The organism is Mycobacterium sp. (genome assembly GCF_035314665.1).
In the GTDB taxonomy this organism is placed as follows: domain Bacteria; phylum Actinomycetota; class Actinomycetes; order Mycobacteriales; family Mycobacteriaceae; genus Mycobacterium.
Window position 1 is genome coordinate 1 of sequence record NZ_DATFZD010000304.1, and the last position, 12,308, is coordinate 12,308.

Annotated in this window: 13 protein-coding genes; 7 read left to right on the forward strand and 6 right to left on the reverse strand. The window is 63.2% G+C overall.

Annotation, left to right across the window (positions count from 1 at the left end):
- The 6 genes from VKI00_RS21210 to VKI00_RS21235 form a co-directional block, all read right to left on the reverse strand.
- Positions 1 to 244 (reverse strand): ATP-binding cassette domain-containing protein (locus VKI00_RS21210; protein ID WP_324440906.1); only part of this gene is annotated, 244 nt, incomplete at its 3' end.
- 207 nt (positions 245 to 451) lie between these two features.
- Entirely contained in the window at positions 452 to 727 is a 276-nt protein-coding gene (locus VKI00_RS21215; protein ID WP_324440908.1) for a cytochrome C oxidase subunit IV family protein, read from the reverse strand.
- A complete protein-coding gene (locus tag VKI00_RS21220) occupies positions 727 to 1,338 on the reverse strand; it encodes a cytochrome c oxidase subunit 3 (protein WP_324440910.1) in 612 nt (203 codons plus the stop codon). The genes VKI00_RS21215 and VKI00_RS21220 overlap by 1 nt, the downstream gene beginning before the upstream one ends.
- On the reverse strand, positions 1,325 to 2,101 hold the full coding sequence (locus VKI00_RS21225) for a hypothetical protein (RefSeq protein ID WP_324440912.1): 777 nt from the start codon (positions 2,099 to 2,101) through the stop codon (positions 1,325 to 1,327). The genes VKI00_RS21220 and VKI00_RS21225 overlap by 14 nt, the downstream gene beginning before the upstream one ends.
- A gap of 178 nt (positions 2,102 to 2,279) precedes the next feature.
- Positions 2,280 to 3,305 (reverse strand): NAD(P)H-dependent glycerol-3-phosphate dehydrogenase, encoded by a 1,026-nt coding sequence (locus VKI00_RS21230; protein WP_324440914.1) that lies wholly within the window; start codon positions 3,303 to 3,305, stop codon positions 2,280 to 2,282.
- A 169-nt stretch (positions 3,306 to 3,474) separates the two neighbouring features.
- The gene (locus VKI00_RS21235; protein WP_324440916.1) at positions 3,475 to 4,779 is read right to left on the reverse strand and encodes an ATP-dependent 6-phosphofructokinase; all 1,305 of its coding nucleotides are present in this window, start codon (positions 4,777 to 4,779) and stop codon (positions 3,475 to 3,477) included.
- Between the two features lie 242 nt (positions 4,780 to 5,021).
- Between VKI00_RS21235 and VKI00_RS21240 the strand changes: the two genes are divergently transcribed.
- The 7 genes from VKI00_RS21240 to VKI00_RS21270 all read left to right on the forward strand — a co-directional run bounded on the left by VKI00_RS21240 (position 5,022) and on the right by VKI00_RS21270 (position 12,306).
- Complete coding sequence (locus VKI00_RS21240) at positions 5,022 to 6,098, forward strand: acyl-CoA dehydrogenase family protein (RefSeq protein WP_324440918.1); 1,077 nt, start codon at positions 5,022 to 5,024, stop codon at positions 6,096 to 6,098.
- Between the two features lie 107 nt (positions 6,099 to 6,205).
- Positions 6,206 to 7,372, forward strand: a complete 1,167-nt coding sequence (locus VKI00_RS21245) for an acyl-CoA dehydrogenase family protein (protein ID WP_324440920.1) — start codon at positions 6,206 to 6,208, stop codon at positions 7,370 to 7,372.
- The gene (locus VKI00_RS21250) at positions 7,372 to 8,148 is read left to right on the forward strand and encodes an SDR family NAD(P)-dependent oxidoreductase (protein ID WP_324440922.1); all 777 of its coding nucleotides are present in this window, start codon (positions 7,372 to 7,374) and stop codon (positions 8,146 to 8,148) included. Before VKI00_RS21245 ends, VKI00_RS21250 begins: the two co-directional genes overlap by 1 nt.
- Entirely contained in the window at positions 8,148 to 9,350 is a 1,203-nt protein-coding gene (locus VKI00_RS21255; RefSeq protein WP_324440924.1) for a thiolase family protein, read from the forward strand. The genes VKI00_RS21250 and VKI00_RS21255 overlap by 1 nt, the downstream gene beginning before the upstream one ends.
- Positions 9,347 to 10,573, forward strand: a complete 1,227-nt coding sequence (locus VKI00_RS21260) for an acetyl-CoA hydrolase/transferase family protein (protein WP_324440926.1) — start codon at positions 9,347 to 9,349, stop codon at positions 10,571 to 10,573. Before VKI00_RS21255 ends, VKI00_RS21260 begins: the two co-directional genes overlap by 4 nt.
- Positions 10,567 to 11,511 (forward strand): hydroxymethylglutaryl-CoA lyase, encoded by a 945-nt coding sequence (locus tag VKI00_RS21265; RefSeq protein WP_414687257.1) that lies wholly within the window; start codon positions 10,567 to 10,569, stop codon positions 11,509 to 11,511. Before VKI00_RS21260 ends, VKI00_RS21265 begins: the two co-directional genes overlap by 7 nt.
- 36 nt (positions 11,512 to 11,547) lie before the next feature.
- Positions 11,548 to 12,306 (forward strand): glucose 1-dehydrogenase, encoded by a 759-nt coding sequence (locus VKI00_RS21270; protein ID WP_324440930.1) that lies wholly within the window; start codon positions 11,548 to 11,550, stop codon positions 12,304 to 12,306.
- Positions 12,307 to 12,308 lie beyond the last annotated feature (2 nt).

The window sequence follows — 12,308 nt, forward strand, 5'->3', positions numbered from 1 at the left end:
GCGTGCGGATGTCGTAGAGCTCCTTGGCCGAGCACTCGGTGATGTCGGTGCCATCAACGATGATCGAACCCCGCTCCGGGCGCAGCAACCCGATCAGCGACTTCAAAAAGACGGACTTACCGGTACCCGACGGGCCCAGCAAAACGCTGACCTCACCCTCCGAGATCTCCAGCGTGACGTCTTCCCAGATCCGCTGGGAGCCGAAGGACTTCGTCAGTCCCTCAACCTGGATACCAATACCCATTCGACGACTGCCCTCCATGAAACACCCTCGGCGGCACGACTTAACTGCGATTCCCGTGTCGCGCGCATGGGCCTCTCGTTGCTAGTACGACGTTGCTATCGTCGCTGACCCCGATCGGTGCCCGCTTCCCCCGAAAGAGCACAGTTTGCTCTCCTCCTGGGGGCAGGAATCCGACTTTCCGTCGCGCGCCAGCGGCCTACACGCTGCTCACGCCAGGGAGGAGGTGGCGAACCAAAAGCCAAGAATCATCACGGCCACGATTACGGGCCATGCCTGGAACGCGACACGTACGGGTATGGGTGCATCGCGAAGCTCCATGAAGTCGAGCATCACGTAACTAACCTTCACCGCAGCGATCGCAAAAACCCCGACCACGGCGACGGCGGGGCTGAACAGATCTTTCGAAAGTCCCCATGTCGTCACGCAAGTCAGCGCCATCAGGGCCAGCCACACTCCGGTGACCCGTTGGCCCAACACTGACATCAGACTGCCCTCTGTAAGTAGAGCAGGGGAAAGATGACGATCCACAACAGGTCCACCAGGTGCCAGTAGGAAGCGACGCATTCCGGTACGACTCGTCGCGAACTGCTGTAGGCGCGGCGCCGGGCGCGGACCCACAGGTAGGTCAGCAGGCTGGTGCCGAACACGACATGCAACAGGTGGATTCCGGTCAGAGTGAAGTACCACATGTAGAAGTCGTTGGTCGCCGGGCGAATGCCTTGAGCGAACTTCTCGAAGTACTCGACAGACTTGGACGTCATGAACATCAAACCGGTGAGCACACCACCGAGCAGATAGCGCGGCACTCGGTCCACAAGACCTCGTTTGAGGGCTTGAATGGCAAGAGCCACCGACCATGAGCTGGTCAGCAAGATCAGCGTGTCGACGCCACCCAGGTTCATGTTGAGCGTATGCCGGGAAGCCTCGAAGACTGCCGGGTTGTGCAGTCGCGCCTGCATGAAGCTGCCGAACAGGATCGCGAAAATGACCGAGTCGGCGCCGATTGCGACCCAGACGCCATCCACACCGGGAAGGCGTCTGGGTGTCACGCGCTCATCGGCGGTGATGACCTCCGCGTCGCTAATCGTTGGCACGCCCCGCGGCCTCGTCTTCGGCCTTGATCCGATCAACAGCCTTGATGATGTAGTACGACAGCGACGGGATCCAGATGAACCAGGTGAAGAACGCGATCCAGAAGCTGATCACGCCGTTGAAGGCCAGCGGTCCGGTCGTTACGAACGGGATGGCACTGACCGCGAAGAACGATGCAAACGTGACCCAACCCCACCAGATGACAAATTGCCCGACCAGCTTCTTCTCGCGCTTGTCCCGCATGAACACGATGCTTATCGCCGCGATCTGCAACGACGTGACAAAGTACGCCAAGTCGAAAAGCAGCCAGCCCATCCAATAGAGCATGTGCATGATGCCTGGAGTGAGGTTGTCAACCTCGTGTGCGGCGGTCAGCCAAATCGCCAAAGTCACCATGACCGGTGCGCAGGTGATCGTGCCGCCCATCATCTCCAGCTTGGACAACAAGCCGCCAGGACCCTCGACACGTTCCATCACGCGAGCGACCGCCACGCTGAATGACATGTAGAAAGCGGTCATCGTGACGCAGATGCTCAACGCAATCAACAACGGAAGCCGGAAATCGTGAAAGTGCGCCTTAACCTGTTCCGGCGTCGCGCTGGGCGGGAATGGCGGCATATTGTGAGCAACGATCCCCCAGAGCACGAAGACCGCGAACAGAAACACTGGACCCGTCCACGCGAGAATCTTCCAGGACGTGTAGTCGGTGCGGTACGGCGATAAGTCGTGCGCGGCGGAGGTGGCGGACTCGGCATGTATTGCCATCGGAGCTGCTCCTTGAATAACTGATGTGCAGAGACACACGTCGGCGACCCGCAACCTACGGGCTTCTCACCAATCGTGACCGACGCCGCCCTTTCAGGCTTCACCCGAAAGAGCGCGATCCCCTCCCCCGTTCGGGGACATTCGCCCGAGTGCCGCCGCTTGCGCGCCAATGCGACTGCTAGAAGCCAGCCCCGTGAACCTCGTGGCCGGGGGTCTCCGCCGCGAGCCCGCGGTATGCGTCTTCGGGGGTAGCGCCCTGATTAATGACCCCGTCGACTTCGCGAGCAATCGGCATAGCAATGCCGTACGAATCGGCGAATTCCATCACGACGTTGACGGCTTTGACTCCCTCAGCGACCTGATTCATCGACGCGATGATTTCGTCGATCGGCTTGCCCGCACCGAGTTGCTCGCCGACGTGCCGATTACGGCTGCGCTGGCTGGTGCACGTGACAATGAGATCGCCCATGCCGGCCAGCCCGGCGAAGGTGTCGCGCTGTCCGCCCGCCGCCTCGCCGAGCTTGGACATCTCGCGCACCGCGCGAGTCATCACCATCGCGCGGGTGTTCTCGCCAATGCCCACCGAGTAGCCCATACCGACAGCGATCGCATAGACGTTCTTCAGCGCGCCCGCCATCTCGACGCCAATCACATCGTCGGTGGTGTACGTCCGAAATCGCTTGGTGCGAAACAACCCGGCAAGATTCGCGGCCAGATTCTGATCGGGCATCGCCAGCACGGCCGCGGCCGCGTAACCTTCGGCCACTTCGCGGGCGATATTGGGACCGGCCAGAATACCGGCCGGGTGCCCCGGCAAAACTTCGTCGACAATCTGGCTCATCCGCATGTTAGTGCCTTGTTCGAGGCCCTTGACCAACGACACCACCGGCACCCACGGGCGAAGCTGACTGGCTAGCTCGGTGAGCACGTTGCGGAAGCCGTGTGAGGGCACCCCCATGACAACGACGTCGGCGCAATCGGCCGCCTCTGCGAAGTCCGTGGTGGCGCGCAGCGTGTTAGTCAATGCAACCTCGTTGCCGAGATAGCGACTGTTGCAGTGGTTCTCGTTGATGTCTTTAGCGGTCTCCTCCGAGCGCACCCACTGTAGTGTGGGTCCGCGGCGTGCGCAGATGGACGCGATCGTCGTGCCCCACGAGCCTCCGCCGAGGACCACGACGTGGGGTGCACGCTGGGTGGGTGTCACGTGGACCACGCTTTCACTGCCACACGATGGCCGCCTTTCGCAGCCGTTTCAGCTGCACGAACTCAGATGTCGCTATCGTCGCCGATTAGGCCGACGTGGGGCTTCCCCCAACGAGGCACCTTTTGCTTGCCTCCTCGGGGCACACCGGCAATAACCAGACTGAACGGGGTCAAACCGTAACCGGAGAGACCAGATCATCTGGCTGACCAGTCACCGAAAGCACTGTCTGCCAGAGGTAGCCGTTGGTGTCGACCTGCTTCCGTGAGGCGACCGCCATCGGGATAGGGACATGAGTCAGCCGGCGTCGCCAAGAACCGATCACGGTGTCGGTCTTGCCCGCCATGCCAGCGTGAACAGCCGCGTGACCCAACCGAAGGCAGAAGTTGGCGTCCCGAGCGTTCGCTGGCAGACTGCGGATCATGTAGCTGGGGTCAATGTACTTGAGGCTTACCGAAGTTCCCCGAGCCCGAAACACCTCCGGGATAACGTCTTTGAGGTACACCCCGATATCGCTATGGCGACGATTCCCTGACGCATCAAACTCCGCTGTCTCACCGAGCAGATTCTGGCCGGCCCCCTCGGCCACGACTATTACCGCATAACCATCTCTTTGGATCCGCTGCGACGCCGCTCGGATGACCCCATCGACGTTGAACTCAATCTCCGGGATAAGGCATAAACCGACTTGGGTATCGGCGAGCGTCGCGAAGCTGGCGATGAACCCGGCGTCGCGACCCATCAATTTCACCAGACCGATGCCATACCTGTGGCACGACGCCTCGACAAACGCTGCGCGCGTTGCCTGGCGTGCCGCCTCGACCGCGGTGTCGAATCCGAAAGACATGTCGATATAGGAGATGTCGTTGTCGATTGTCTTCGGCACACCAACTACGGCGACGTCCAGCTTCCGACGCCGGATCTCCTCGACGATCGAATGCGCGCCGCGGAGCGTTCCATCCCCTCCGACCGTGAACAACAGTTGAATCCCAAGTCGCTCCAGAGCGTCAACCATTTCATCGACCGGTTGCGGACCACGGGAGGAACCCAGGACAGTACCGCCGACCTCGTTGATCTGACCGACACGGCGTGTGGTCAACTCGATCGGTTTCAGTGCGTCTGGCTCAGCTAAACCCGCGTAGCCAAACCGGAAGCCGCAAATTGATGTAACGCCATACTTTTCCTGCAGGCAAAAGACGATAGAGCGGATGACGTCATTCAAGCCGGGACATAGGCCACCACACGTGACAATCCCGCACCGTAGTTCGCCGGGGTTGAAGTAAATCTGTTCTCGCGGCCCAGCTAGCTCGAAGGCAGCCGGATCCACGCCTGCTTGCACCTGTGCGCGCAGTTCGTCGATGTCGGCGCGGAACAAGAGTCGTTTCGACGTATCCATGAAATGCGCGGTACGCAGAGGCGAAACGACGGTGCACTCGCCCATGCTGTCGGTACTGAAATCTGGCGTCGTTGGCGTCATATTGCGTGTGCCCCCTCAGAGACGTCGCCATCGTCGCCGACCCAGCCGAGCCAGGCTTCCCCCGAACGAGCACCTTTTGCTCTCCAACTCGGGTCATAAGCCGCAGGTTTGCCTCAGAGCCGCGCAGTCAAGGCCTCCAGTCGCAGCATCGCGCCACTTCCCTCTCACGGCGCTCATGGTTTATGGTCTGACCATAAAGACAATTTATTCAATTTCGGCAGCGGTTGGCGGGAGACGAGCTGATGCGATGGGAACTCTCCGAAGAGCAAGAGCTGTTCACCACCTCACTGCGGGAGTGGTTGGCCCAACGCGCCGAGCCGGCTGCGGTCCGGGACTGGTTGGAAGCCGGTGACCATTCCAGCTTCGAGCGGCTCTTCGCCGGTGAGGGTTGGGCGGGGGTCGGCTTCGACGAGGAGCTCGGCGGCCAGGGCGGTGGCCTACTCGAACTCGCGCTTACCGCGCGAGAACTTGGGCGGGCGGCAGCGCCGTCGGCTAGCTGGATGCAGTCGGCGATTGTTGTCCCGGCGCTAGCCGACGAGCCGGCGTTGATCCAGGCCGCATGCGAGTCTGGCGAGTTGACCGCGTTGGCGGCACGGGCCGACCGCATTCCGGCGGCGTCCTCGGTCGAGAGCCGGGCTGACCGGCTGCACGGACGGATACCTTGCGTACTGGGCGCAACCCGGGCGGCGCGCTTTTTGGTTCCGGTGGCCGACGAGGGAAATCTGTCGCTGTGGCTGGTCGACGGCGCTGACCGCGGCGTAGGGCTTCATCCCAGGTCGTTGCTGGACCGCTCGCGGTACGCCGCTGATGTCACGCTTGACGACGTACCGGCACAGCGGCTCGACACCGACGCGACCGCGGCGATCACCGAAATCGCAACCCGAGCAGCGGTCTTGGTAGCCGCCGACGCATTGGGCGCATCGGAACGAATGCTCCAACTTGCCGTCGACTACAGCAAGCAACGACAGCAGTTCGGCCAGCCGATCGCAGCATTCCAGGCGGTAAAACATGCCGCCGCCCAGATGTTGGTCACGGTGGAGTCCTCGCTGTCAATTGTCTGCTACGCGGCAGAGTCGGCTGAGGAAGGTTTGCCTGACCGCGCGACTCATGCGGCGGTCGCCAAGGCACAAGTCACCGCAGGTGCCGCTGCGCTCGCCGATAGTGCGCTGACCCTCCACGGCGCCATCGGGTACACCTGGGAGCACGATCTGCACCTCTTCTACAAGCGGGCCAAGCTCGACCGCGTGCTGTTCGGCACACCGGCCGCGTGGAACGAGCGCATCGCGGACATACTGCCGTTACTGCCAGACACGGCGTGACGATCCGTAGTTGACGAGAGCAACGACACGCGGGGTTCCTTTTTGGTCTGTCCATTAGTATGATTAGTCCTTAGACTGAACACCCCCAATCTCGAGTGGAGAGCGTCGTGGACTTCCAGCTGAGCGATGACCAGCAGACGATCCGCTCTGCGGTGGCCGAACTGGCAGGCAAGTTCGACGACCACTACTGGATGACCAAGGACCAACAGCACGAGTTCCCGACGGAGTTTTACGACGCGTTCGCCGAAGGCGGCTGGCTCGGCATCACGACGCCGGAGGAATACGGCGGCCATGGGTTCGGCATCACCGAGGCATCCATTTTGCTCGAGGAGGTCGCTGCCAGCGGCGCCGGGATGAACGGCGCAAGCTCAATGCACCTGTCGATATTCGGAATGCATCCGGTCATCGTCCATGGGTCCGAGGAGCTCAAGTCCCGCACGCTGCCCCGCATCGTCACTGGTGATCTGCATGTGTGTTTCGGCGTCACCGAGCCGGGCGCCGGACTGGATACCACGAAGATCACCACGTTTGCGCGGCGGGAGGGCGATCACTACGTGGTCCGCGGGCGCAAGGTATGGATTTCCAAGGCGCTGGAATCGGAGAAAGTGCTGTTGCTGACTCGCACCACCAAGTTCGAGGACGCAAAGCGCAAAACCGATGGCATGACCTTGTTTTTAACTGACCTCGATCGCAGCAAGGTCGAGATTCGCCCGATCCCTAAGATGGGCCGAAACGCGGTGTCCTCCAACGAGTTGTTCATCGACGACCTCGAGATTCCCGTCGAGGACCGCGTCGGCGAAGAGGGCCAGGGCTTCCGCTACATCCTCGACGGCCTCAATCCCGAACGCTGTCTAGTCGCCGCTGAGGCGTTGGGCATGGGGCGCGCCGCCCTGCGCGCCGCAGTCCGCTACGGCAACGAGCGCGAGGTGTTCGGCCGGCCGATCGGCATGAACCAGGGACTGCAGTTCCCGCTGGCTGACTCGCTTGCCCGACTAGACGCCGCGGAGCTGATGCTGCGCAAGGCGACCTGGCTGTATGACAACGGGAAACCCTGTGCGCGCGAGGCGAATACAGCTAAATACCTGTGTGCAGATGCTGCGTTCGACGCAGCTGACCGCGCGCTACAGACACACGGCGGTATGGGGTACTCGGAGGAGTACCACGTGGCCCGCTACTTCCGCGAGGCGCGACTGACCCGCATCGCCCCGATCAGCCAGGAGATGGTGCTCAATTATCTGGGTGAGCATGTGCTGGGTCTGCCGAGGAGCTACTGATGACACAACAGCAGCCGCAACGTGACGTGTTCCGGCTCGACGGGCGCTCAGCCCTGGTCACCGGTGCGGGCAGCGGACTCGGTGAGGCGATCGCCCGCGCCTTCGCGGCCGCCGGCGCCGCTGTTCTGGTAACCGACGTCGACAAGGACGCCGCCGTTGCCACGGCGGAAGCGATCAGCGCCGCGGGCGGCACCGCGCAGCCGTTCGTGCTTGACGTGCGCGACTCGGCAGCGGCAAAAGAGGCCGCCGGAGCAGCAGCCGAACTCGGCGGCGGCGCACTAAACATCCTGGTCAACAACGCCGGCGCCATCGCACCTGCGATGTTTGCCGACCTTTCCGAGGAAAAGTTCCGTCGTATCATCGACATCCATCTCATCGGCAGCTTCGTCTGCAGCCAGGCCGCGTTGCATCACCTTCGGTCCGATGGCACCGGGCGCATCATCAACGTCACCTCGGCGGCCGGCCTCACCGGAACGATCGGCCAGGCCAATTACGGCGCGGCCAAGGCGGGCATCGTCGGCCTGACAAAGTCGCTTGCCCGCGAACTCGCGCGTCAATCCATCACCGTCAACGCCGTCGCGCCGCTGGCTGCGACCGCCATGACCGCCAACATCCGCAGCAACGAAAAGCTGGCAGCGAAAACTCTGGCTCGAATTCCCCTGGGGCGGTGGGCCTTCCCAGATGAGATAGCACCAACGTTCGTCTTCCTGGCCTCTGACGCCGCGTCATACATCACCGGTCAGGTACTGCCGGTCGACGGCGGGACGGTAATCTGATGCCCCGCAACGTGACCGGGCCGTTCGCCTCGACTGGCCGCGAAGTCTACATCGTCGAAGCGGTGCGAACTCCGGTAGGCAAATCACATCCCGAACGTGGGTGGTACCGCGACATACACCCCAACGCGATGCTGGCCGCCTGTTACACCGAGCTGATCAAACGCACCGAAATCCAGCCCACAGAAGTCGAAGACCTCGTGATCGGCTGCACCGCCCCGTTCGGCGAACAGTCACGCAACATCGCCCGCAACGCCTGGCTGCAGGCGGGATATTCGCCGGAAGTACCGGCCACAACACTCGACCGGCGTTGTGGTTCAGCGCAAACTGCAGTGGAAATGGCTGCCGCGCTGGTGGCGTCGGGTACGCACGACATCGTCATCGCCGGCGGCGTCGAGCACATGGGACATATTCCAATCGACTCCCCCATCAAGATCTCCGAACTGTACGGCGACCCTTGGCCGGCCGAGCTACGCGGCCGCTACGCCTTTGTGCACCAAGGTGAAAGCGCCGAGCTCATCGCCGACCGTTGGGACCTGGGCCGTGAGGAGATGGATAGCTTCGCCGCGCGATCGCACCAGAACGCCGCCAAGGCCATCGCCGACGGCCGGTTCGTCACCGAGATGGTGCCGATGACACTCGACGGCCAGACTCGCTACGCCGACCAGTGCGTGCGCCCGGAGACCACAGTGGAAACACTGGCCAACCTCAAACCGGTGTTCCGCAAGGAAGTTGGGCGAATCACCGCTGGGTCCTCCTCGCCGATCAGCGACGGCGCCGCAGCAGTGCTGCTGTGCTCCGGCGACGCCGTGCACCGGCTCGGATTGCGGGCGCATGCCCGCATTGTCGACCAGACCACCGTCGGAGTCGATCCGATCATCATGCTGACCGGGCCCATTCCGGCAACCCGGAAGTTGTTGCAGCGCAACAATCTCAGCATCGATGACATCGACCTGTTCGAGGTCAACGAGGCGTTCTCCTCAGTGGTGCTGGCATGGCAGCGCGAGCTGCGCTCCGACATCGACCGCGTGAACGTCAACGGTGGTGCGATCGCGCTGGGTCATGCCGTCGGCGCGACCGGGGCCAGGCTGATCGCCACCCTGATCCCCGAACTCGAACGCCGCGAGGCCGACCTCGGCCTGGTGACGATGTGCTGCGGCGGGGGCCTTGGGACAGGAACCTTGATCCAACGGGTACCGACGTGATCGATTTCAGACAATTCCTGTCCCGAGATGACGGAGTCTGGTGGGGTCAGGCCGCCGCGGAGCCGCGTCCGTTGGTCGACGCGCTGATCTTGCAGAGTCCCCGGATCGGTCCGATCCGCACGTTCACCGGGCTGAGCTGGAACGACCAGCTCGCCATCACGATGCCCGGCCGGATGTCGATGGTGTCGTATGGCGGGCTCGGCGAGCTTCGGGAGCTGAGCCGGTCCGGACGCCTGGACGTGGTGCCGTGCCACTATTCGGCGCTACCGCGGATGTTCGCCGAACGCCGGCTGCCATGTGACGTCGGCCTGATGCAGGTGTCCGCACCTGACCGCAGCGGGATGTGCTCTTTGGGCATCGGTGTCGACTACGTCGCCGATGCGATGCGGCACACGCCGGTGCTTATCGCCGAGATCAACCAGAGGATGCCGGCCACGGTTGGCACCCAACGAATTCCGCTCGACCGGTTCGCGGCGACCATCAGCACAGACCGGCCGCTGGCCGAAGATCCCACCCGCGCACCGGGTGCCACCGAGCAGCGCATCGCCGCCCACGTCGCCGAGCTGATCGACGACGGAGACACCGTGCAGTTGGGAGTCGGCTCGCTGGGCGCCGCGATACTCGATGCACTGGCCGAACACGAGGATTTGGGATTTCACACGGGCATGGTCACCGACGGGCTGCTCCGGCTGGTCGACAAAGGCGTGGCGACCGGCAGCCGCAAGGACATCGACCCCGGACTGATTGTGGCCGGCACCGCGCTTGGTACGGCTGAGCTGTACAACCGGGTGCCCGAGCTTCCCGCCAGGTTCCTGCCAACCAGTTACACCCATAGCCCGCAGGTGCTTTCGCAGTTGCACTCGCTGGTTTCGGTGAACTTCGCAGTCGAGGTCGACCTGAGCGGGCAAGTGGGCGCCGAGGTCAGCCGCGGCGTATATATCGGCGCTGTCGGCGGGCAGGTGGACTTCACCCGGGCCGCCGCGCTCACCGGCAAACGTTCGATTATCGCGTTGCGGGCCACATCGGGCGGCCAGTCCACGATCAAAGCCTCACTCGACGGCGGGGTGGTCACCACCACGCGCTCCGACGTCGACACCGTCGTCACCGAATACGGTGTTGCGCATCTGCGTGGCTGCGGCTTGAGGGAACGGGCCCGACGAATGGCCGCCATCGCCGCCCCCGAGTTCCGCGACCAGCTTGACCGCGAAAGGAGCACATTGTGAGTAGATTGCCCGCGCATATCGATATCCGCGAGGTGGGTCCGCGCGACGGCTTCCAGAACGAACCGGAAACCATCGCCACCGCCGACAAGATCGATCTGATCAACCAGCTGGCCCGAACTGGCCTGCGCCGCATCGAGGTTGCCAGTTTCGTGCGACCAGACGTCATCCCCCAGCTGTCCGACGGCGTCGAGGTGCTGCGCGGCATCGATGTGCCCGAGTACGTGTCGCTGATGGTGCTGGTGCCCAACAGCAAAGGACTCGACAACGCGCTCAAGGTGCGCGAGACCTTCTCGGAGGTGGCAATCTTCGTCAGCGCCTCGGAGACACACAACAAGAAGAACGTGAACCGAAGCATCGCCGAGTCGATGGCCGACAACGAAGTCATCGCTAAGCGCATCGTCGCCGAGGATCTGCGCTGCGCCGCCGTCATCGCGACCTCGTACGGTTGTCCGTTTGAGGGCAAGGTGCCGATGAACCGGGTGCTCGACATCGCCGAGCAGTTCGCGTCGGCCGGCGCCAGCGAGGTCGGGTTCGGCGACACCACCGGGATGGCCAACCCCGCCTACGTCGGTGAGTTCTTCGCCGCCGCTATCGAACGGCTACCCGGTGTCGAGGTCACCGCCCACTTCCACAACACCCGTGGCCAGGGACTGGCCAATGCTTACGCCGCGCTGCAAGCCGGGTGCACCAGCTTCGAATCCAGCTTCGGCGAACTCGGCGGCTGCCCGGTGCCGGCCGGTTCGACCGGAAACATCGCCTCGGAGGATCTGATCAGCATGTTCCAGGAGATGGACGTGTCCACCGGGGTATCGCTGCCGGCCATGATCGGCGCGGCGCGCGCCGCTCAGAGCGTGCTCGGTCGCAAACTGACCAGCCACTCCATTGTCGCCGGTCCGATCGACTGGGCGCCGAACCCAAACGCTCCCTCTTGCCGTTAGACCATCCCATCACTCATCTCAAAGGAGAGAACAGATATGACCAACCGCGTCGCATTCGTCACCGGCGGAGCCCAAGGCATCGGCCAAGGCATCTCTGAAACCTTGGGCGCCAACGGGTTTCGGGTCGCCGTCGCAGACCTCAACCTGGAGGCGGCCGAAGCTACCGCAAAGCGCATTGCCGAGGCCGGCGGCGAAGCCATCGCGGTCCACGTCGATGTGACCGACACCAACTCGGTACGCGGTGCGGTCAAGACCGTCGCCGACGAGCTCGGGGACATCGAAATCGTGGTCAACAACGCCGGCTGGGACGACTTCATGCCGTTTCTGAAAACTTCAGAGGACTTCTGGGACAAGATTCTTGACATCAACTTCAAGGGCGCACTGCGTGTCATCCACGCCGTCGTGCCCGGCATGGTGGAACGCGGGTTCGGACGGGTGATCAACATCGGTTCGGATGCCGGCCGCGTCGGCTCCTCGCTGGAAGCGGTCTACTCCGGCGCCAAGGGGGGCATCATCGCGTTCACGAAAACCCTGGCCCGCGAGGTGGCGACCAAGGGTGTGACGGTGAATACGGTCTGCCCGGGCCCCACCGACACCCCGGCGCTGCGCAAGTTCGCCGACAGCTCCGGGCAGGATGCCGACAAGGTGATCGGCGGGATGACCCGCTCGGTGCCCATGAAGCGGCTGGCTCAGCCGTCGGACATCGCCGCCGCCGTCGCCTTCTTCGCATCCGATGCGGCCGAATACATCACCGGTCAGACGCTGTCGGTCAGCGGTGGCCTCACCATGGCGTAGCG

Coding starts and splice junctions, on each gene's coding strand:
- VKI00_RS21240 (WP_324440918.1), top strand. CDS start 5,022: ATGCGATGGGAACTCTCCGAAGAGCAAGAGCTGTTCACCACCTCACTG.
- VKI00_RS21270 (WP_324440930.1), top strand. CDS start 11,548: ATGACCAACCGCGTCGCATTCGTCACCGGCGGAGCCCAAGGCATCGGC.
- VKI00_RS21225 (WP_324440912.1), bottom strand. CDS start 2,101: ATGGCAATACATGCCGAGTCCGCCACCTCCGCCGCGCACGACTTATCG.
- VKI00_RS21215 (WP_324440908.1), bottom strand. CDS start 727: ATGTCAGTGTTGGGCCAACGGGTCACCGGAGTGTGGCTGGCCCTGATG.
- VKI00_RS21255 (WP_324440924.1), top strand. CDS start 8,148: ATGCCCCGCAACGTGACCGGGCCGTTCGCCTCGACTGGCCGCGAAGTC.
- VKI00_RS21250 (WP_324440922.1), top strand. CDS start 7,372: ATGACACAACAGCAGCCGCAACGTGACGTGTTCCGGCTCGACGGGCGC.
- VKI00_RS21235 (WP_324440916.1), bottom strand. CDS start 4,779: ATGACGCCAACGACGCCAGATTTCAGTACCGACAGCATGGGCGAGTGC.